Source organism: Hydrogenoanaerobacterium saccharovorans (assembly GCF_016901815.1).
Lineage (GTDB): Bacteria > Bacillota > Clostridia > Oscillospirales > Ruminococcaceae > Avimicrobium > Avimicrobium caecorum.
Map to the genome: position 1 here is coordinate 214,732 of NZ_JACSNR010000001.1, position 21,079 is coordinate 235,810.

Sequence of the window (21,079 nt, forward strand, 5' to 3'; positions counted from 1 at the left end):
TTACTTCTCCTCCCTCATCAGCGAACGGAGCAGAGCCGCAGTGATCTCCGGATTCTCCTTGGCGAATTCCCGGATCTCATTGGTAATGGCATTCTCCTTGGCATTGACATTGGCTTCCGCCTCGTCCCGGAGCATCTTCTTATGCTCTTCGATCTCACGCTGGGCATCCAGCTCCTTCTGGCGTTCTGCTTCAGCAGCGGCCTGGGCCTCTGCGGCAGCCTGGGCTTCCGCGGCGAGCTTCTTGCGCTTGCGGGAGCGCGCCGACAGCACAATGATCAGGACGATCAGCAGGATCAGGATTACGGCGCCGATTCCGATCAGCAGCAGCTGACGCTGGCTCAGACCAAAGGTGCCGAGCGGCGACGAAACTTCCTGTGTGGTATACTGGAGATTGGAAACGGAAATATTGTCCGGACTGATATTGACTGCTTTGGATATGAGCTGCACCAGTGTTTCCTCCACCTGTGCATCAAAGGCGGGGTCATTGACTACAACTGCTACCGAAGCCTCATCAATGATCGGTTCGCCCTTCTCGATCTGCGTCAGGATATAGCCTACTTCATAATCAATATTCTTCTGGTAATCGGTGGCAGTGGCATCGCCGGTGCCATCCACAGTGGGATAGGTCGGCGGAGTATCAGTGTTGTTCTCCTCGCCTACAATCCCTTCTGACGCCACTTCACCATTTAATGTATAGCTCTCGTCGAAATGGCTGATCACACCGCTGTTGGTGCCGTCCTGGGCCTGGAACTGCTTGGTTTCGGATACCATCTTATCGTAGTTCAGGCTGACGGTTGCCACGGCAGTGACGCCATCGGCACCATACTTGCCGGAGAGCAGCCGCTTGACATTGTCCTCGATCTGCTTGCTGATGGCACGCTCATATTCCAGCCGGCGGACGCTGTAATAGCCCTCACTGCCGGCATCGTCCACACCGGGCATCTCCACGCCAGTGGCAGCATCGATGACCACGACATCTTCCGGGTCCAGCTTGGGAATGGAAGTGGACGCCAGGTGCTTGATCGCCGATACACGCTCGGGAGTGAGTTCATAACCAGGCTTCATCTGGACGGTTACATTGCCGGTACTCTTCTGCTGATTGGATTCGTCCCAGATATAGCTGCTGCTTTCGGGCACAGAAAAAGTCACCGTTGCAGCCTTGATTCCCTCTTGGCGCACCAGTGTTTCCTGCATCCGGTCCTGAGCCTGGAAGATCAGGCCAGCCTTCTTTTCAAATTCTGTGGAAGTGAATCCCGATAGACTTGTAAACGTATCATAACTGGGCGCTGTCTGCGGGTATCCCTGTCCATTCAGTTCAAAGACCAGCTGTTCCCATTGATCAGTGGGAACCAGCACCTGTCCGCCGGAATCGATCCTGGAATCCACGCCCATATCCTGCAGGGCCGCGTAAACCTCTACACTTTCTGTATCGCTCATACCCGGGAACAGAACCTTGTATTTTCCTGTGGAATTTCCCACTACTACTGCCATCAGTACAGCGGTACACAGAATACCTCCGCCAATGGCAGCTACCAGTTTCTTTGTCTTGCCGGGCTGACTCTTCCATCGCTCCTTCAATTTACCGACGGAATTTTTCAGATCCGGCATCTTCAACTGCCCGAGTTTGCCAAATTTATCGAATTTCATCAAACAACCCCAACTTAATCCCGAATTTCATTGCCTTACGCGTCAGATCTGCATCTGCATAATTTCCTTATAGGCACTGACGGCCCGGGAGGTGAGCTGGACAACGGTTTCTACTGCTGTGGTTTCCATAGCAGAGTGGATCATAATAGTATGAAGGTCAGCCGAATTGCCATAGGCCAGGTCGTATGTATCCTGAGCGGCAGCCTGCTGGCTCTCCTGCAGAGACTGTACAGCCTGCTGCATGACTTCCCGAAACGGAAGTCCGCCGGACTGAGCGGAAGTTTCTCCCGCCGAACCACTCTGGACAGTCGGCAAATTGCTGAGCGGTACAATATACATTTCGATTACCCCTATCATGTGAGATTCAAGTATGGCAAGTTAAATAAAAAGATATGCATTCTTTTATTCAACTTCTTTGTAATATTTTACGGTTCTGCTATGCTGGTAAAGTTTTAACATTCAATTTTATCCAATATATACAGACCCGTTTTAACGTAAAGATTATACACAATATGATTATGGTTGTAAAGGCGTAAAATACAGGTTTATTATGAGTTTCGACACAAAATCGTTACAAAGCCTAAATCAACCACTAATTTCCTTGTGTCTTTGGTACGATTCGAACATTTGTTAAAATTCACAGATATTTTGTGTTAGCGAAAACTATTTTTAATATTTTATTGTCAGTTTTTCAAACTGCTTGTAGAAATATGGTATAAAAGTTTGTAAGCGCTTTATGTTGAAAGGAGGAACTGTATGTTAGGTGAACGCATCAGTGAACTGCGCAGAAGACGGAAAATGACACAAAGACAGCTTGCGGACTATCTTTCGGTGTCACTTAATTCTGTTTCCCTGTACGAACGGAACCTGAGTACCCCGGATGATGATACAAAAATCAAAATTGCGGAACTTTTTGATGTATCGATGGACTATCTCATGGGAACCAGCAGTCAGGAGACCCCTTTGCACAAGACTCAGCCCAGGCCTTCTCTGCTCTTATATGAAAACCTCCCGCCGGATGCCTACAAGGAGCTGCAGAGCTTTGTAAAATATCTGCGGGAAAAATACAAGTTCTAAAGAAACCATGGTCTGCCAAGCAATAAAAAACAGGCTCTCACACAGCACGAGAGCCTGTTTTTTTATTGTTTATCGCAGTTTAGCGGGTCTGCTTCTGTTCTGCCAGCGGAGAAAAATCATCGAGGATCTCCAGGATCTTCTCCGGATTCTTGATATAGCAGTCCGTGACCCGGCTCTCATGCATTCCCATGAGATAAGACGCCAGAATCAGCGACATCTCATAATCCATCAGCAGGGTCTGTTTTTCCTCCGGGGTCCCGCTATGCCGGCTGCTGTCTTCCAGCATTTCCCATAGACTTTCCCGGGTCTTTTCATAGGGCTCCCACTTCTCCATGAGAGAGCTCACCTGCTCCAGAATATCTGCGATATAATCCTTGATCACACGGTTTCTGTTTTCCATTGTTTCAACTCCCAATAAAAAACGACGGAAAACAGTTTGCCCCTGTTTGGCCGCCGCTTATCTGTTTTACTATTAGTATGTCATTTTTGTCCGAGAACAAAACCATCAATAATGGATACCAGACTGGCAATTTCCGGCTTGGAGATCTGGGCATCCGCACCCAGCTGCCGGCCCTTGATCTTCATCTCCTCGGTGATCAGCGAGGAGAACAGGATCACCGGCAGTTTTTTCAGAACCGGGTCCTCCTTGATCAGTTTGGTGAGATGGTGTCCATCCATCTGCGGCATTTCAATGTCGGTTACCACGCAGCATACATGGTTTTCCAGCGGGTCCTGAGAATTCTTCACTTCCTGCAGGAAATCCCATGCCTCCTGACCATTGTCCACTTTGGTCAGGTTTTCATAGCCGGCACGCCGGAGGGATTCCACGATCATCTTGGAGAGAAGCATCGAATCCTCCGCAATGAGCAGTGGTTTATCCGACCGGTGACGGACACCCAGCTGATCCAGATCTTCATACCGGATGCCCATTTCAGGGCTGATCTCCGATACGATTTTTTCAAAGTCCAGGATGGTGATCAGACGGCCATTGTATTCTGCGATACCAGTGGCTACGCCATCCTGACCGCCATAGATGATACGGTCAGGCTTTTTGATTTCCGTCCAGGAGATGCGGTCGATTCCCACAACTGTATGGACATGGAATGCAAAGTTCGCGTTATTGAACCGGGTGATGATAAAGATATCCCGCCCGGGATTCTGGGATGGTGGAAGTCCCAGATAACTGGCCAGATCAATGACGGTCAGCAGCATATCCCGGGATTTGAAGATACCTTCAATGTCCTTCTGAGCCTTCTGCATCGGAACAACCGGACATGCCATCATAATTTCCAGTACCTTTGCCACATTGATGCCGAATACTTCACCGCCAATGGTAAATTCCATGACACCCAGTTCATTGGTACCTGATTCCAGGAGAATGTCAGACTGTCTATCCATTTATTGTTTTGCCTCCGTTCTGACCTGCACGAGCAGATTTATCATACCCTATTTGCGTGTGGGTTACAACAATCTTTACAAGAATTCTACCTTATTTATCGGCACCATCCCAATAAAGAAAAGCAGCCGGACAGGAAAAACTTTGAAAAAAGGAATTTTTACCAGCTGTGCCCTTTGAAAAAATTCCCTGTGGTCAGGCAGTAAAGCCCGCTAAAAAACATATAGATTGCCAGAGGTGATCTGTATGTACACACTGCTGCTGCCCGCACTGGGCAATCTGCTGTTTCTGGCGCTGCATATAACCGGAAGCGGTTCCTTTCCCCGTCCGCTCTCAGCCCGGGAAGAACAGGAATGCCTGCAAAAGATCCAGCAGGGCGATACCGCTGCCAAAAACAAACTCATCGAACACAACCTGCGCCTGGTGGCCCACATTATAAAAAAGTATTACGCGGTTTCCAGTGACCAGGACGACCTGATCTCCATCGGCACCATCGGACTCATCAAGGCGGTCACCACCTTCAACGCGGAAAAGGGCGCCCGGTTTGCCACCTATGCGTCCCGGTGCATTGAGAACGAGATCCTGATGTACTTCCGGGCCCGGAAAAAGACAGCCCAGGATGTCTACCTCTACGACCCCATTGATACCGATAAGGACGGAAATGCCCTGACCATCGTGGACATCATGGCGGATGAGCACAATATCCTCGATGAGATCGACCTGTCCATCCGGTCGGAACAGCTGCGGGAGATGATTGCCAAGCGGCTGAACCAGCGGGAACGGGAACTGCTCAGCCTGCGGTATGGGCTGGGCGGACAGCGCCCCCATACCCAGAAGGAGGTGGCAGACCGGCTGGGGATCTCCCGGAGCTATGTATCCCGCATTGAGAAGAAGGCGATTTCCAAGCTGAAGCTGGCATTCCGGGAAGCAGGTGTCAGTGATTGACATACAACTGTTTCCGTTGTAGAATATAACCAAAGCGGAGCAGGGTTTCTTGTCACCACTTTAATTTACCGCAAAGGATGGATCGAAATATGTTCAATATCCATGAGGACGCAAAGAAATATGAGGAATATGTCATCGGCCTGCGCCAGGAATTCCACCGGCATCCGGAACTGTCCGACCAGGAAGTCTGGACCAGCGGACGCATCTGCGAAGAGCTGGATAAGATGGGCATTCCCTATACCCGTGTGGCTGGCACCAATGTGGTTGGCCTGATCGACACCGGCCGTCCCGGCAAGACCATCGCCTTCCGTGGTGATATCGATGCCCTGCCGGTCCATGAGGAAGCCAATGTTCCCTTCAAGTCGGAGATCGACGGTCTGATGCACGCCTGCGGTCATGACTCCCATGCTGCCATGGTACTGGGTGCTGCCCGCATCCTCAACGACCACAAGGATGAGCTGTCCGGCAAGATCTATGTCTGCTTCCAGAAGGGTGAGGAAGTGGGCATCGGCGCCCGGGACATCGTGGAGTACCTGAAGGAACAGGGCGGCGTGGATAAGGCATTCGGCCTGCACATCGCTGCCAACCTTCCCACCGGCTTCATCAGCCTGACCGAAGGCCCGTCTATGGCTGGCGCCTGCAACTGGCAGGTTGTAGTCAAGGGCAAGGGCGGTCATGGTTCCATGCCCTATGCCTCCATTGATCCCATCAAGCCGCTGGCTGAGATCCTGCTGCGTGTTACCTCTCTGATGGTCAACCGCATGGATACCCTTGAGCCCATCGTGGTAAGCCCCTGCTACTTCCATGCCGGCACCGCGGACAACATCATTCCCGAAACAGCTGAGATGCGCGGTACCATCCGGTACTTCAAGGAAGAGGCTCTGGACCGTACCCTGGAGCTGGTAGAGCAGATCTCCCGGGATATTGCGGCTTCCTATGATGCCACCGCAACCCTGACCTACTCCCGCGGCAAGACCATTCCGGTGGACAATGATGCTGCCAGCATCGCAGCTGCCCGGGAAGTGGTTGAGAACATCGATGGCCTGACTGCCATCCAGGCTCCCAAGCTGATGGGTTCGGACAACTTCGCTGACTTTGTCCATGCCTTCCCCGGCTTCTACTGCTTCATGGGCGCTGGCTTTGACGGCCCTGACGGCAGCCTGCCCAACCACCATCCCAGATTCACTCTGGACGAGAAGGCCTTCCGTCTGGGCGTAGAGTTCCTGACCGGCTGTGCTGTCAAGTTCCTGGGTGAATAATCCTCGTTTCTCCCATACATAAAAAAATCCCTGCCCGTATGATATGGGCAGGGATTTTTCTTTTGCCGGCAGATCTTCTGACGCAAAAACACCCGGGGCAGATGCTCCGGGTGTTTTTTGGAAAGGGGAAATCGGTGGTTTACTTAACAGAAATGTTGTAAACGATGGGCGAACCGCCGACGGTCAGCCACAGGCCCTCGATGCCATCCTGAACCAGTACAACCGAGTTCTGGGTGAGCAGCGGGATTACATACTGCTTTTCTTCCACGAAGTAATCCTCGATCTCATGCAGCTTGGCAATGTACTCATCATGATCGATGATCTGATAAGCCTCTTCTACCATCTGATCCAGAACCGGATCGGTGATAGCCTGGCAGCCATCGATCTGGGAATCGGTGGTGAACAGCTGGAAGTAGCTCAGCGGGTCGGTGGAATCGTTGTTGGCGTACCGGCAGGTGGTGAAGTCGCCGTTGTCTATATAGTCGTAGAATACGCCCATTTCAATGGACTTCAGTTCCACATCCACATAGATCTGCGACCACATCTGCTGCAGGATCTGTGCTACATCTGCATGGAACTGGCTGTTGGAGTAGAGATACTCGAACTTCAGGTGGTTGTTCTCATTGTAGCCGGCAGCTTCCATCAGGGACTTGGCCTCTTCCAGGTTGAATTCGCCGTAGCTCTTTTCATCACGGAAGTCGTTGCCGTCAACACCCTCGAAGCCGTAGGGGATATAGCCATCCAGCCGTACATTGGCCTTGCCGCCCAGAATGTTCAGCATGGTGTCCTTATCGATTGCCAGAGCCAGAGCCTTGCGGACATTTTCGTCCTTGAGAGCCTCAACCTGAGCCTTCGGGCCGGAGTTGATCAGAACAAAGTAGTTGGATACATACTTTTCAGGCATTACAATGTTGGATTCATACTCAGCATTGGTGGCAACTTCCGACGGAACGCTCATAGCGATGTCGATGTCACCGGTGCGGAATGCGTTCACCTGAGCAGTGGAGTCGGTCATAACTACGAAGGTAGCCTTCTCCAGGGTTACATTCTCAGCATCCCAGTAGTTCTCGTTCTTGACCAGAACAGCTTCCTCTTCGGGGCTGATGGATTCCAGTGCCATCGGGCCGCTGGAAGGATAGGTGCCGTTTACCGACCAGGAGCTGTCATGCTCCAGAGCGAAGTCGGGACGCATGGGAGAAGTCACATTGCCCGAGAAGATGCGCTCAAAGTACGGGCAGGGAGTGCTCAGAGTTACCTGGAAGGTGGTGTCGTCCAGAGCTGTAACGCCTACATTGGTCATGTCCGCAACATCCATGGCCGCATTGGCAGCTTCCTCAGCGCCGGCGATGAAGTTCACCAGGTTCTTCTTGGTATAGGCGTTATCCGGGCCGTAGCCGATGGCACGCTTGATACCATATACAAAGTGTTCAGCAGTGAGCGGTTCCCCATCCGACCACTTGAGGCCTTCCTTGATGGTGAAGGTGTAGGTCAGACCGTCCTCACTCTTTTCCATGCTCTCGCCCAGATCATACTGCAGGACGCCATTCGCGTCGGTGCGGTAGAAGTTGGAACCCATATTGCCATAGACATGTGCCATGTGAGTGGTGGAAATCAGTGCCGGGTCCAGAGTGGCAAAGGTGGACGAAATCGCCACAGTTACTTCCTGAGCCGGTGCTTCACCGGTGCTGCTTGTCCCGCTATCTCCGCCGCAGCCGGTCAGCATGCCGACTGTCATCGCGAAGGCCAGGAGCAGTGATGCAAACTTTTTCATCGTTAAACTCTCCTTATAGATCGGTTATCAGGGTGAATGGACTTACTTATCATAAAGGTGACAGGCAACCTTGGAATTGCCCACCTGCCTTAACTGGGGTTTTTCCTGTGCGCACCGTTCGGTGGCATAGGGGCATCGGGTCCGGAACGGACAGCCGGACGGAATATCCAGCGGTGAAGGGATCTCGCCGTTGATCTCCTCTTTCTTGCGCTCCCGCATCCGCTTGGGATCGGGGATCGGAATGGAGGCCAGCAGTGCCTGGGTGTAGGGGTGCAGCGGATGATGATAGAGGTCATCACTGCTGCCGATCTCCACCAGACTGCCCAGATACATGGCGCCGATGCGGTTGGAAATGTGCTTGACAGCACCCAGGTCATGGGCGATGAACAGATAGGAGATGCCCCGTTCCCGCTGGATGCGCTCCAGCAGGTTGATGATCTGTGCCTGGATGGATACATCCAGCGCTGAGATCGGCTCATCGCAGACGATGAACTTGGGGTCAAGGGCCAGGGTACGGGCAATGGAGATACGCTGGCGCTGTCCGCCGGAGAACTCGTGAGGATACCGGCGTACATGATCGGGCTTCAGGCCGACGGTCTCCAGCAGGGAGGCCACCTTCTCGTCCCGCTCCTTTGGGGTACCGATGTTGTGGATCTCCATGGGCTCCCGGATGATCTCACCCACCGTCATACGGGGGTTCAGGGAGGCGTAGGGGTCCTGGAAGATCATCTGCACATTTCGTCGGAAGTCCTGCATCTCGCTGCCGCTTAGCTTGGTGATGTCCTTGCCCATGAATTCGATCTTGCCCTCAGTGGGCTCATAGATCTTCACCAGGGTCCGGCCCAGGGTACTCTTGCCGCAGCCCGACTCGCCTACCAGGCCGAAGGTCTCATGCTCCATCACTTCGAAGGATACATCGTTGACCGCCTTGACGACCTGCTTCTTGCCAAACAGACCGCCGCCTACCGGAAAGTAGGTCTTGAGGCCTTCCACTTTCAGAATCGGTGTTTCTTCCATTTACTCCCCCTCCTTTCCGGATGCCGGCTTCTCGGTGAGCCAGCAGCATACCGCATGGGTATCGCTCAGCTTCCGCTCGGGCGGCATCTTCATCTTGCAGATCTTCATCGCCTTGTCGCAGCGGTCCACAAACGGACAGCCAGCCGGCGGCTTGATGAGGTCCGGCGGCGAACCGGGAATGGGCCGCAGCTCGGTATCCTCTTCGGGGTTGTTCACACAGGCCAGCAGACCGCTGGTATAGGGGTGCTGGGGCTGGTAGTAGATCTCATCTGCCAGGCCGGTTTCCACGATCTTGCCGCCGTACATGATGTACACCCGGCTGCAGGCGCTGGCTACAACGCCCAGGTCATGGGTGATCAGGATAACACCCGAACCGGTCTTTTCCTTGAGCTCCTTGATGAGCTCGATGATCTTGGCCTGGATGGTCACGTCCAGAGCGGTGGTGGGCTCATCGGCAATGATGAGCTTGGGGTTGCAGGCCAGGGCGATGGCGATGATCACACGCTGGCGCATACCGCCGGACAGCTGATGCGGATACTGCTTGAGACGTTCCTCCGGAGAGGGAATGCCCACCTGGGTGAGCAGTTCCACTGCCTTCTGGTGCAGTTCCGCCGCCGACATCTTCTTGTGGTTCTTGAGCGGTTCCACCAGCTGCTTTTCAATGGTGAGCACCGGGTTCAGGAAGGACATGGGGTCCTGGAAGATCATCGACATGCTGTTGCCGCGGATGCCCTCCATGAGCTTTTCATAGGCAGCGGCATTTCCGTCAAACTGCACCGGGCTGATCTCCTGTCCGTCGAATAGAATGGAGCCGCTCTCGATGGTGCCGTTTTCACTCAGGAGACCCATCACCGAGTACATCGACTGGCTCTTGCCCGAGCCGGATTCGCCGACGATTCCGACGATCTCTCCCTGTTCCACCGACAGGCTGATGCCCCGTACCGCCTGGACCTTGCCCTGTTCAGTGGCAAAGCTGGTGGTGAGATTTTTGATTTCCAACAAACTCATAACACGCTACTCCTACTTCTTCTTGGGGTCAAAGGCATCGCTGACACCGTCGCCGATGAAGTTGAGCGACAGCATGGTCAGACAGATCGCCAGGATCGGCCAGATGATCTGAATGGGATTGGAACTTTCGATGAGGCTGCGGGCTTCATTTGCCAGGGTGCCCCAGCTGGCAGCCGGTGCCGAAATACCGATACCCACGAAGCTCAGGAAAGCCTCGGTGAAGATGGCGGACGGTACCAGCAGGGTGACATTGACGATGATGGAACCCATGCAGTTGATTACCAGATGCTTGAAGAGAATCCGGCTCTTGGAAGCGCCCAGCACATAGGCAGCCAGGGCGAATTCCTGTTCCTTGAGGCTCATGACCTGGGCCCGGACCATACGCGCCATGCCGATCCAGGAGGTCAGGCAGATACCGATCATAATGGAGGTGACATTCGAGCCGAACACCAGCATGATGAGGATTACCAGCAGCAGGTTGGGAATGGCATAGAGGATATCCACGATCCGCATGAGGATCATATCGGTCTTGCCGCCGATGTAGCCGGAGAATCCGCCGTACACCACGCCGATCACCAGACAGATCAGCGCCGAGGAGAAACCGATCATCAGCGAGATCCGGGCGCCGTACATGACACGCACCAGAATGTCACGCCCGAACTTGTCGGTACCCATGGGGTGTTCCAGGCAGGGCAGCAGGTTCACCGAGCTGTAATCCATGCCGTCGTATGTATAGGGCGAAACCATCGGTACCACGATGGCCAGGATCACCATAATCACCAGAAAGACCAGACCGCACAGGGCGAGTTTGTTCTTCCGGAACCGGTGCCAGGCATCACTGAGATAGGTACGGGGTTCTGCCGCGATGAATTCGCTGTTCTTTTCCGCACTGTCCAGTGGTTCGAACAGGTCGGGAGTGAGTTCCATTGTTTCCATAGTTTCCATTTTTCTCTCCAGGCTCCCTTCTTACGAGGCTTTCTTTTCCAGCTTGACTCTCGGGTCGATAAAGGCCACCAGAAGGTCAGTGAGGATATTGACAATAATAATGAATGAACCAAACAGGATGGTCAGTGCCATGATCATGGTGTAGTCACGGTTGGTAACACTGTTGACAAACTCCGAACCGATACCGGGAATGGAGAACAGGCTCTCGATCACGAAGGAACCGGTGATCAGGAAGGCCAGCAGCGGACCAGCATAGGTTACAACCGGGATCAGGCAGTTCTTGAGGGCGTGGCCCAGGATCACCTTGATCATCGGGGTACCCTTGGACCGGGCCAGGACGATGTAATCCTGCTTCATGACTTCCTTCATGCTGCTGCGCACCAGACGGGTGATCATCGAGATGGGATAGAGCGCCAGCGAGAAGGCCGGCATGATGTAGTGCAGCGGAGTCTTGAGGCCGATGATGGGCAGCCAGCCAAGGATGACGCCGAAGACGATCATCAGAAGCATGGCGTACAGGAAGCTGGGAACGCTGATGCCGATGGTGGCAACGAACATCACCAGGTTTTCCACCCACTTGCGCTTGGTGAAGGCAGCGACAATGCCCAGGGTGACGCCGACGGTGATGGCGATGATGAAGGCCACCAGACCCAGCTTCATGGTTGCCGGCAGGCACCGGGCGATGATGGTGGTAACGGCTGTGCCCTTCCGGGTCATGGAATCGCCGAAGTCACCGGTGACGGCGTTCTGCAGGTAGATCAGGAACTGCTCCGGGATGGACTTATCCAGATTGTACTGGGCATAGAGCATCTCCCGCACCTCCGGGGAGAGCTGGGCCAGTTCACCGCCGAAGGGGGAACCGGGTATGATCTTCATCAGGAAGAATGTAATGGTTGCGAGTGCCGCCAGGGTGAGAATTCCCACCGCCAAGCGCTTGAGTGTATAACGAAGCACTGAACTACCTCCAGTTTGAATAATTATGCAAATCGGTTTGGAATGTATGTTATATATAATATACCGGCAAGGGCGGTTTGTCAAGAATTTTTTGAATAAATATTCAACAAATCATGTACTTTCTGCTTGCTTTTTTTTGGGCTTCGTGGTACAATCCCCATTGTAAACCGCTGTAAGTGCCGGTATTTTCCCGTAAAAGACCGGCTGGAGCAGCCGCCTGTGCATATGTGTATGGATTATGCAAAAAATCCTGCGGATTTTCACAGTATGCATAGGCGAATGTATAAACCTAATGAATATACAATGGAGGGAAAAGTATGAATCCGATCCTTATGGAAGATCTGCTGGGGTACCGGTTCCTGTCGGGAATCACTGTTTCCCCGTTTGAAAACCGGGCTGTCTTTACGGTTGCGGTCCAGGACGCCCGCTCCAACGGCTATAAGAAGAATCTGTGGCAGGTGGACCCCTTCACCGGCAAGACCGAAAAGCTCACCAGCCATGGCAAGGCCGGCGCCTTCCTCTTTGAAAAGGCAGGCACTCTGCTCTGTCAGAAGCCCGGCAAAAAGCTCGGCACCACCGACTATGAGTACCTGGAGATGGACACCGGCAAGACTGAACCGGCCTTCACCCTGCCCTGGGCGGTGAACAAGCTGGAAAAGCTCTGCGGCGACCTCTATCTGGTGAACGCTGACATCGACACCAACTACCCTGAGGATATGACTGAGGAGGAGCGCAAGGCCGAAGAGGATTACATCAAGGTCGGCGAGCTGCCCTTCTGGGATAACGGCGTGGGCTATGTGAGCGGTCACCGGGACACCCTCTTCCTTTATAATAAAAAGACCGGCGAGAAGAAGCGTATCACCGGTGAGAAGTTTGCCCTGGGCAATACCGCTGTTTCGGCGGACGGCAAGAAGGTGTGGTACACCGGCGCCGAGTACACCCAGATGAAGCTGGACAAGAGCGGTCTGTATGAGCTGGATGCGCTCACCGGCAAGGTGAAGGAGCTGCTTCCCCAGGACAAGATGCGCATCGGTCAGATCAAGTGTGCCGGCGGCGAGCTGTATGTGGCTGCCTCCTTCTGCGACAAGATGGGCGGCACCGAGAAGAATGACTGGTACATTCTCAAGGGCGGCAAGCTCGAAAAGATCCTGGACAACGACTATACCATCGGCTGCAATATCACCACCGACTGCCGGTACGGACGCTCCTCTTCCATGGCAGAGTACCAGGGCAAGCTGCTCTATCTCTCCACCGTGGAAAAGACCTGCTTCCCCAAGCTGCTGGGCCCGGACGGCACCATGGAAGTGCTGTTCCCGTTTGACGGCGCAGTGGACGGCGTGGCAGTCTGCGGCGACACTGTCCTCTTCACTGCCATGAAGAAGGGCAAGCTCCAGGAACTGTGGTGCTGGAAGGACGACAAGATCCGTCAGCTCACCCGGCTCAATACCCATGCCCTCTCCGGCAAGTATGTGGGCGAGCCGGAATACTGTGGCTTTGTGAACTCCCAGGGCACCCGCATCGATGGCTGGATCATCAAGCCCTTCGGCTATGATGAGAACAAGAGCTATCCGGCGCTGCTCTCGATGCACGGCGGTCCCTGTGTAGCCTGGGGCGAGCTGTTCGTCCATGAGATGCAGATGCTGGCTGGTCAGGGGTACTTCGTATTCTTCTGCAACCCCCGCGGTTCGGATGGCCGGGGCGCCAAGTTCGCCGACATCAAGAACAAGTACGGCACTGTGGACTTTGAGGACTTCATGGAGTTCACCGACCATGTACTGGAATGCTGCCCGCAGATCGACAAGAACCGTCTGGGCGTGCTGGGCGGCAGCTACGGCGGCTATATGACCAACTGGATCATCGGCAATACCACCCGGTTTGCCGCGGCGGTATCCCAGCGGTCCTTCTGCAACCCCATCAGTGACTTCGGCAACTCCTGCATCGGCTACACCTTCGATGCCAAGGAATTCGCTGCCACACCCTGGAACGGTCTGGACCGGATGTGGGACCATGCGCCTCTCAAGTATGCCCCCTATGTCAAGACCCCGACCCTGTTCATCCACTCGCTGGAGGACTACAACTGCCCGCTCTCCCAGGGCTTTGAGATGTTCGCGGCTCTGAAGTACCACGGCGTCACCAGTGAAATGGTGCTCTTCAAGGGCGAAAACCATGAGCTGTCCCGGTCGGGCAAGCCCCTGCACCGGCAGCGCCGCCTGAAGGAGATTCTGCGGTGGTTCGAAACCTACCTGAAGAAGTAATCTCCCCTACATAACAGAACACCCGGAAGGCCCGATGACCTTCCGGGTGTTTTTCTGTGCGTGTGTCTGCGGGTTGGTTCCCCCAGACGGGCGCTTCGGAACTAATGCCGCCGGTCTGCCCTGTCCCGGCGATTTCTTCGGAACAGGTCTGTCTGGGCAGCCTGAACTTTTCCACACTATCCCCGGGAATCCCTTTGGAGCAGGCACCGCCTGGGCAGCCTGATCTTTTCCACACTATCCCCGGGAATTTCCTTTGAATAGACACCAGCTGGAACAGTCCGGCCTTTTCCGCACTATTCTCCAGGCGTTTCTTTGGAGCGGGCGCTGGCTGAAATAGCTTGCCCCCTACCGCACTATCCCTGAGAATCTCTTTGGAACGGGTGCTGGCCGAGGGAGTCTGTTCTCCCCCATACTGCCGACGACGGCGTATTCCCCGGCCTGATGAAACTTGCCGTCTGTGCAGGATTTGACCATTCCAGAGCAGGGGCGGCAGTCAAAAGCCGGGCGTTCTCCGCTGTGGCTATGCCTGACCGGCTCCGGGCCGGTTTTCCACAGGATATACCCAGACCTGATCTGCTTCGCGAACATAAAAAAGCCCTTCCCGATGGGAAGGGCTTTTTCCGCTGATCAGAGGAGATTATTCGTGGTCATGGTCGTGACCGCAGCCGCAGCCACAGTCATCATCGCCGCAGTCGCACTCGTCATCGAAATCGAATTCGAGCAGCTCACCGCAGTTGGGACAATTTACCGAACCCTCGTCCAGCATATCCTCGGTTACACAGATGGTGTCGCCGCAGCTGGGGCAGGTAACTTCGTAGAGTTCCTCGTCATCGAGTTCCTCATCGTCGTCCTCGTAGTCGTAATCGTCCTCGTCTTCGTCCTCATAGAAATCATCTTCCAGGCTGCCGAGATCCTCGTCAATGGCATCAACCTGCTCGATCAGTTCATCGAAGCCGTCCTCAAGATCGGCAACTGTGAAGGCCAGATCGTCCAGCACATCAATAATGGCCTTGATTACCTTGCCATTCTTCTCATTCTCATCAATGCCCAGCCCCTCGGCCAGACCCTTGAGATAGGAAACCTTTTCTGTAACAGTCATTGTGAAATCCTCCTTTACAGCCTTTATCCCAGCGGGTGATTCCCGCAGAAAGGGTGATGAAAGCAGAACCCGGGGTTCTGTTTAGGCACGCTCCATGTACTCGCCGGTACGGGTGTCGATGCGGATCTTGTCGCCGGGGTTGATGAACAGCGGCACACGGATCTCAGCACCGGTCTCCAGAGTAGCGGGCTTGGTAGCGTTGGTGGCAGTGTTGCCGGCGAAACCGGGATCGGTATCGGTTACTTCCAGCTCTACAAAGTTCGGAGGCTCTACACCGAATACCACGCCCTTGTAGGACAGGATCTTGCAGTCGGTGTTTTCCTTGACGAACTTGAAGTTGTCGCCCAGCTTGTCAGCGTTGATCGGCACAGTTTCAAAGCTCTCGTTGTCCATGAAGTAATACAGGGCCTCATCATTGTAGAGGTACTGCATATCCTTACGCTCAATGAAAGCGGTGGGGAACTTTTCAGTGGGGTTGAATGTACGCTCCAGTACAGCACCGGAGATCACATTACGGATCTTTGTTCTCACGAAAGCAGCGCCCTTACCAGGCTTAACGTGCTGGAATTCGATGATCTGGAACACGGTTCCATCGATATCGAAGGTAACGCCGTTTCTGAATTCACCTGCAGAAATCATATTTGAACCTCCAAAGCAATTAGTGCTTAAAGTTTTAACAGTATAATTTTATCAGTAAAACGCTGGTATTTCAAGGGGAACGGCGAATTTTTACGCCTTTTCCCCGGCTAAAGACGCCTTTTGATAGGCATTCTGCATCAATACCGCGTCTTCCGCCTGAGTTCCGGCGGATTCGCAGATCACCACAGGACTGTATCCCCGGCGATAGAACTCCTCTGCCAGCGGCTCAAACTCCGGGCCATAGACCGTATCCGCAAAGGTGAGGTGCCGTTTTTCCCCGCCATTTTGGGTGTACTCGATCTTGGAAAAATGGCAGTGGATCTGTCTGGCCCGGTCCAGACCGATGGCATTTTCAATGGCATCCAGCACCGCGGCATAGTCCGCCCGGGTCCTGAGAGTGCCAAAGGTCCGGGCATTGAGGTGACCGAAGTCGATGCAGGGGAGCATCCGCTCGTCCACGCCGCACATGGCCAGCACCTCGGAGAGATCCCCGAGCTGTCCCAGCTTGCCCATCACCTCCGGGCAGGGAATCACCTGGCTGTACCCGGCTTCGTCCAGCGCCGCGATGGCCCGCCGGAAGGTGTCCAGCGCCAGTTCCAGGGCATCCGCCCGGGGCATCTTGGCAGTGGAACCGGCATGGATCACAATGCGCCGCCCACCCATGGCAGTCACTGCCCGGGCCGACTCAAGAATATAGCGCAGGCTACCCAGCCGCTTTTCCTCGTCCAGCGAGGACATGGAGATATAATAGGGCGCGTGCAGCGACACAGCGATGTCCCGCTGCCGGAAGCCCTCTCCCAGTGCCCGGGCTGCCTCATCGGTGATGCGTACACCCCGTCCGCACTGGTACTCAAAGGCCGTAAGCCCCATCTTCTCCAGATATTCCGGCATCTGTGCCGTCTTTTTATAACCCATGGCGGCAAAGCTGTCCGCTGCCCCCGCCGGTCCGAACCGAATCATACTTCCTCCAACTTCCGCGGCTTTCTGCCCCGCAGCACCAGTTTTTCTGCCACACGCTTGAGCTTGATAAACGGCACAATCTCCGGCCCCAGCGGCGCCACCATGATGGTGAGCGCTCCGAACCGGTTGCCGCCCCACACATCGGTGAAGATCTGGTCGCCGATCACCGCTGTCTCTTCCGGGCGCAGACCGCCGAGCTTTTCCGCTGCCCGCCGCATTCCATCGGTGCCGGGCTTTTTGCCGTCCGCCACATAGGGCAGTCCCAGGATCTCCGCAAAGGGCCGCACCCGCTCCTCAGTGTTGTTGGAGACGATCATCATGCCCACACCAGCCTGCCGCATCCCGTCCAGCCAGGCGGCAATATCCGGGTGCGGTGTGGGGTCGTCATGGGTGGTGAGGGTGTTGTCCACATCGAGGATCAGCCCCCGTATCCCGTGCCGGCGTAAGAATTCCAGCGTCACACCGGTGATATGGGGAATATAGTAATCGGGCTGCAAACGGGACATGGTCCACCTCCTGATAAGCCTTGGCATTCTTCCGCTATTATATACGATTTTCCGGCTTTCCGCAACCGCTGAGGTTCTGCTCCAGCCAGCTTCGCAGAACAGCGAGTTCCTCCGGTGTGTGCAGCCAGTGTCCCGCCCCGGGGATCTGTTCCAGGCCGCAGCCGTGCGCCTTGCAGAAGGCCTCGGTCACTGCCGGGGGCTCCAGCTCGTCCCGCTCCCCGATGAGCACCGCTGTGGGCACCGTCCAGGAATCAGGCCGGTGCTCCCGGACATAACAGTAATACTCCCAGTCCAGTGGCTGGGCGTCCGGCACCGGGATCACCTTTTCCCGCTCGAGCTGCTCCGGGGTGACACCCGCAGCCCGCATCATGCCCTCGATAAGGCCGGGCATATCCACCACCGGCGACACCAGCAGGGCCTGGCAAAGCGGCAGACCTGCCGCCGCCATCAGGCCGAAGCAGGCGCCCAGGCTGACGCCGAACAGTCCCACTTCCCGGCTCTCTTCCAGCAGGGATTCCAGCATCGCATGCAGTTCCGGCACACAGTGCTGGGCGGTGCAGAGTGCCATCTCCCCTTTGCGGTCGCCATGACCGGGCAGGTCGATGCTCACCGTCTGGATGCCCTGCTTTTCTGCCGCCTCTGCCAGCAGGCGGATGGGTTCATCGGCCTTGTGCGACATCATGCCGTGCACTGCCAGAATGCGCCGGTCGGAATCCTTTCCCCAGGCCAGTGCCGACACGCCGCAGAGGGTGATCGGTTTCATCTCCATGGTTTCTCCTTTTCCGGGACCTCCGGACAAATGAAAAAGCGAGCAGATTTCTCCACTCGCTTCAACACGGTATTATCAAGTAACGCTTACTTGAACTTACGCTTGCGCGCAGCCTCGGACTTCTTCTTGCGCTTTACAGAAGGCTTCTCGTAGTGTTCTCTCTTACGAACCTCTGCCAGAACGCCGGATTTCGCGCACTGTCTCTTGAAGCGGCGCAGTGCGCTCTCCAGAGACTCATTGTCCTTGATTCTGATCTCTGACATTTCCATTTCCCTCCCTACGCCACACGGCAGGAGTTGATATCCAACCATGTTCTCTGCCACTTAATACGGCAGATTAAGTGGATAACACAAGATATTATACTAAATCCATCGGGCAGTGTCAAGTGGTTTTCTCCGAAAGAACCGGTAGAAAATCAGCCTTTTGCCACAATGTTCACCAGCTTGACGGGAACATAGATCTCCTTGATGATGGTCTTGCCTTCCAGCAGCGGTGCCATGGCAGGATCTGCCTTGGCAGCGGCGATGGCATCGGCAGCAGTGATGTCGGCGGGCACCATGATACGGGCCTTGATCTTGCCGGCGAGCTGCACAGCAATCTCCACCATGCTGTCCACGCACTTGGCAGGATCATAGGTGGGCCAGCTCTGTCCGCTGATCTGACCGCCGAAGTTCATCACACTCCAGATCTCCTCAGTGACATGGGGTGCGAAGGGATTCGCCAGCTTGAGCAGAGTGCGCAGTTCCTCATGGGTGATGCTGCCGGCATCATAGATCTCATTGAGCAGGCTCATCATGGCAGCGATGGCGGTGTTGAACTTCATCGCCTCGATGTCCTCGCTGACCTTCTTCACGGTCTTGTGGAAGGAGGATTCCAGCTTCTCGCTGTAAGCATCGCCCTCCACAGCAATATCCATCAGGTTCCAGATGCGGTCCAGGAAGCGCTTGCAGCCCTTGATCGCCGAAGTGTTCCAGGTGGCGCTCTTTTCAAAGTCGCCGATGAACATCTCATAGGTACGCAGGGTATCAGCGCCGTACTCCTTGACGATGTCGTCCGGGTTGACTACATTGCCTCTGGACTTGCTCATCTTCTCGCCGTTCTCGCCCAGGATCATACCATGGCTGGTACGCTTCTGGTACGGCTCGGGAGTGGATACCACGCCGATGTCATACAGGAACTTGTGCCAGAACCGGCTGTACAGCAGGTGCAGGGTGGTATGCTCCATACCGCCGTTGTACCAGTCTACCGGCATCCAGTAGTCCAGCGCCTCCTTGGAGGCCAGTTCCTTGTCGTTGTGCGGATCGCAGTACCGCAGGAAGTACCAGCTGGAACCAGCCCACTGGGGCATGGTATCAGTCTCCCGCTTGGCAGGCGCGCCGCAGACCGGACAGGTGGTGTTCACCCAGTCGGTCATGGCAGCCAGGGGGCTCTCGCCGGTATCGGTGGGCTCATAGGAGTCCACTTCGGGCAGACGCAGCGGCAGTTCACTCTCCGGTACGGGAACCATACCGCAGTGCGGGCAGTGGATGATCGGGATGGGTTCACCCCAGTACCGCTGACGGGAGAATACCCAGTCACGCAGCTTGTAGTTGACCTTTTCCCGGCCCTTGCCGTTTTCGCTGAGCCACTCGGTGATCTTCTTCTTGGCCTCTTCCACAGTCAGGCCGTCCAGCATGCCGCTGTTGACCATAATGCCGGTATTGCAGTCGGTGAAGGCAGCTTCCTCCACATTGCCGCCCGCTACCACTTCGATGATGGGCAGGCCGAACTTCTTGGCGAAGGCCCAGTCACGGTCATCGTGACCGGGAACTGCCATGATGGCGCCGGTACCGTAGGTCATCAGGACATAGTCGGAGATAAAGATCGGGATCTCCCCCCCGGTCACCGGATTGATGCCCCGGACGCCTTCGATGCAGACGCCGGTCTTTTCCTTGTCGGCAGCCATTTCACTGCGCTCGAAGTCGCTCTTGCGGGCAGCTTCCGCCTGATAGGCACGCAGGGCTTCCATATTGGTGATGCGGTCCGCCCACTTCTCGATATAGGGATGCTCCGGCGCGATAACCATATAGGTGGCGCCATAGAGGGTATCCGGGCGGGTGGAGAATACGGTGAGGGTATCACCGGCGGTGGTATCGAAGTCGATTTCCGCACCGGTGGAGCGACCGATCCAGTTGATCTGGCTGGTCTTGACACGGTCGATATAATCCACGGTATCCAGATCATCGATCAGGCGCTGGGCATACTTGGTGATGCCGAGCATCCACTGGTTCTTGACCTTGTGGACCACTTCGCCGCCGCAGCGCTCGCAGACGCCGCCTACAACCTCTTCATTTGCCAGTACACACTTGCAGGAGGTGCACCAGTTCACCGACATTTCCTTCTTATAAGCCAGACCATGCTTGAAGAGCTGCAGGAAGATCCACTGGGTCCACTTGTAGTAATCGGGATCGGTGGTATTGATCTCCCGGGTCCAGTCGAAGGAGAGACCCAGGCTCTTGAGCTGGTGCTTGAAGTTGGCTACATTGTTCTTGGTGACGATTTCCGGGTGGATGTGATTCTTGATGGCATAGTTCTCGGTGGGCAGACCAAAGGCGTCCCAGCCCATGGGATAGAGAACATTATAGCCTTCCATACGGCGCTTGCGGGCCAGAATATCCAGCGCGGTATAGGAGCGCGGATGACCCACATGCAGGCCCTGTCCCGACGGATAGGGGAATTCCACCAGCGCATAGAACTTGGGCTTGGTGTAATCATTGGAGGCGGCAAAGGTATTTTCCTTTTCCCAGATGTCCTGCCATTTCTTTTCCACTGCGGCAAAATCGTATTTCATAA

The 21,079-nt window shown here is 55.0% G+C and carries 20 protein-coding genes; 4 read left to right on the forward strand and 16 right to left on the reverse strand.

Features of this window, described 5'->3' with window-relative positions; genetic code table 11:
• Together fliF and fliE are read right to left on the reverse strand one after the other, a co-directional pair.
• Entirely contained in the window at positions 1 to 1,647 is a 1,647-nt protein-coding gene (fliF, locus tag H9X81_RS01080; RefSeq protein ID WP_204719275.1) for a flagellar basal-body MS-ring/collar protein FliF, read from the reverse strand.
• Between the two features lie 42 nt (positions 1,648 to 1,689).
• Positions 1,690 to 1,962, reverse strand: coding sequence for a flagellar hook-basal body complex protein FliE (fliE, locus tag H9X81_RS01085; protein ID WP_204719276.1), 273 nt, complete (start codon positions 1,960 to 1,962; stop codon positions 1,690 to 1,692).
• A gap of 441 nt (positions 1,963 to 2,403) precedes the next feature.
• Between fliE and H9X81_RS01090 the strand changes: the two genes are divergently transcribed.
• Positions 2,404 to 2,724 carry a helix-turn-helix domain-containing protein gene (locus H9X81_RS01090; RefSeq protein ID WP_177502688.1) on the forward strand — a complete coding sequence of 107 codons (321 nt, stop codon included), beginning with the start codon at positions 2,404 to 2,406 and terminating at the stop codon, positions 2,722 to 2,724.
• Between the two features lie 79 nt (positions 2,725 to 2,803).
• Here H9X81_RS01090 and H9X81_RS01095 read toward each other — a convergent pair whose 3' ends face one another.
• Together H9X81_RS01095 and H9X81_RS01100 are read right to left on the reverse strand one after the other, a co-directional pair.
• Complete coding sequence (locus H9X81_RS01095) at positions 2,804 to 3,124, reverse strand: hypothetical protein (protein ID WP_204719277.1); 321 nt, start codon at positions 3,122 to 3,124, stop codon at positions 2,804 to 2,806.
• A gap of 80 nt (positions 3,125 to 3,204) precedes the next feature.
• A complete protein-coding gene (locus H9X81_RS01100; RefSeq protein WP_191392251.1) occupies positions 3,205 to 4,122 on the reverse strand; it encodes a chemotaxis protein in 918 nt (305 codons plus the stop codon).
• A gap of 244 nt (positions 4,123 to 4,366) precedes the next feature.
• Here H9X81_RS01100 and sigK point away from each other — a divergent pair, with 244 nt between their 5' ends.
• Together sigK and H9X81_RS01110 are read left to right on the forward strand one after the other, a co-directional pair.
• On the forward strand, positions 4,367 to 5,065 hold the full coding sequence (gene sigK / locus H9X81_RS01105) for an RNA polymerase sporulation sigma factor SigK (RefSeq protein ID WP_177502684.1): 699 nt from the start codon (positions 4,367 to 4,369) through the stop codon (positions 5,063 to 5,065).
• A gap of 89 nt (positions 5,066 to 5,154) precedes the next feature.
• Positions 5,155 to 6,324: a M20 metallopeptidase family protein gene (locus tag H9X81_RS01110; RefSeq protein WP_204719278.1), complete on the forward strand. Its 1,170-nt coding sequence runs from the start codon at positions 5,155 to 5,157 to the stop codon at positions 6,322 to 6,324.
• Positions 6,325 to 6,463: 139 nt separating this feature from the next.
• On the opposite strand, the gene H9X81_RS01115 is transcribed toward H9X81_RS01110, so the two are convergent.
• The 5 genes from H9X81_RS01115 to H9X81_RS11720 are packed head-to-tail and all read right to left on the reverse strand — an operon-like array spanning position 6,464 to position 12,019.
• Positions 6,464 to 8,095, reverse strand: coding sequence for a peptide ABC transporter substrate-binding protein (locus tag H9X81_RS01115; RefSeq protein WP_204719279.1), 1,632 nt, complete (start codon positions 8,093 to 8,095; stop codon positions 6,464 to 6,466).
• A 42-nt stretch (positions 8,096 to 8,137) separates the two neighbouring features.
• Positions 8,138 to 9,112 (reverse strand): ABC transporter ATP-binding protein, encoded by a 975-nt coding sequence (locus H9X81_RS01120; protein ID WP_191392249.1) that lies wholly within the window; start codon positions 9,110 to 9,112, stop codon positions 8,138 to 8,140.
• Positions 9,113 to 10,120, reverse strand: coding sequence for an ABC transporter ATP-binding protein (locus H9X81_RS01125; RefSeq protein ID WP_191392248.1), 1,008 nt, complete (start codon positions 10,118 to 10,120; stop codon positions 9,113 to 9,115). It abuts the gene before it with no gap.
• 12 nt (positions 10,121 to 10,132) lie between these two features.
• A complete protein-coding gene (locus tag H9X81_RS01130; protein WP_204719280.1) occupies positions 10,133 to 11,056 on the reverse strand; it encodes an ABC transporter permease in 924 nt (307 codons plus the stop codon).
• Between the two features lie 30 nt (positions 11,057 to 11,086).
• Positions 11,087 to 12,019: an ABC transporter permease subunit gene (locus H9X81_RS11720; RefSeq protein WP_191392247.1), complete on the reverse strand. Its 933-nt coding sequence runs from the start codon at positions 12,017 to 12,019 to the stop codon at positions 11,087 to 11,089.
• Positions 12,020 to 12,336: 317 nt separating this feature from the next.
• On the opposite strand from H9X81_RS11720, the gene H9X81_RS01140 reads away from it, so the two are divergent.
• A complete protein-coding gene (locus H9X81_RS01140) occupies positions 12,337 to 14,274 on the forward strand; it encodes an alpha/beta hydrolase family protein (RefSeq protein ID WP_204719281.1) in 1,938 nt (645 codons plus the stop codon).
• A 637-nt stretch (positions 14,275 to 14,911) separates the two neighbouring features.
• On the opposite strand, the gene H9X81_RS01145 is transcribed toward H9X81_RS01140, so the two are convergent.
• The 7 genes from H9X81_RS01145 to leuS all read right to left on the reverse strand — a co-directional run bounded on the left by H9X81_RS01145 (position 14,912) and on the right by leuS (position 21,077).
• Positions 14,912 to 15,373: a CD1247 N-terminal domain-containing protein gene (locus tag H9X81_RS01145; RefSeq protein WP_177503174.1), complete on the reverse strand. Its 462-nt coding sequence runs from the start codon at positions 15,371 to 15,373 to the stop codon at positions 14,912 to 14,914.
• Positions 15,374 to 15,454: 81 nt separating this feature from the next.
• Positions 15,455 to 16,012, reverse strand: coding sequence for an elongation factor P (efp, locus tag H9X81_RS01150; protein WP_177503173.1), 558 nt, complete (start codon positions 16,010 to 16,012; stop codon positions 15,455 to 15,457).
• Between the two features lie 90 nt (positions 16,013 to 16,102).
• Complete coding sequence (locus H9X81_RS01155) at positions 16,103 to 16,972, reverse strand: TIM barrel protein (RefSeq protein WP_204719282.1); 870 nt, start codon at positions 16,970 to 16,972, stop codon at positions 16,103 to 16,105.
• Positions 16,969 to 17,478: a YqeG family HAD IIIA-type phosphatase gene (locus H9X81_RS01160; RefSeq protein WP_191392244.1), complete on the reverse strand. Its 510-nt coding sequence runs from the start codon at positions 17,476 to 17,478 to the stop codon at positions 16,969 to 16,971. The genes H9X81_RS01155 and H9X81_RS01160 overlap by 4 nt, the downstream gene beginning before the upstream one ends.
• A gap of 37 nt (positions 17,479 to 17,515) precedes the next feature.
• Positions 17,516 to 18,241: an alpha/beta hydrolase gene (locus H9X81_RS01165; protein ID WP_243423881.1), complete on the reverse strand. Its 726-nt coding sequence runs from the start codon at positions 18,239 to 18,241 to the stop codon at positions 17,516 to 17,518.
• 92 nt (positions 18,242 to 18,333) lie between these two features.
• Complete coding sequence (rpsU, locus tag H9X81_RS01170) at positions 18,334 to 18,510, reverse strand: 30S ribosomal protein S21 (RefSeq protein WP_177455770.1); 177 nt, start codon at positions 18,508 to 18,510, stop codon at positions 18,334 to 18,336.
• Positions 18,511 to 18,662: 152 nt separating this feature from the next.
• Positions 18,663 to 21,077, reverse strand: a complete 2,415-nt coding sequence (gene leuS / locus H9X81_RS01175) for a leucine--tRNA ligase (RefSeq protein ID WP_204719284.1) — start codon at positions 21,075 to 21,077, stop codon at positions 18,663 to 18,665.
• Positions 21,078 to 21,079 lie beyond the last annotated feature (2 nt).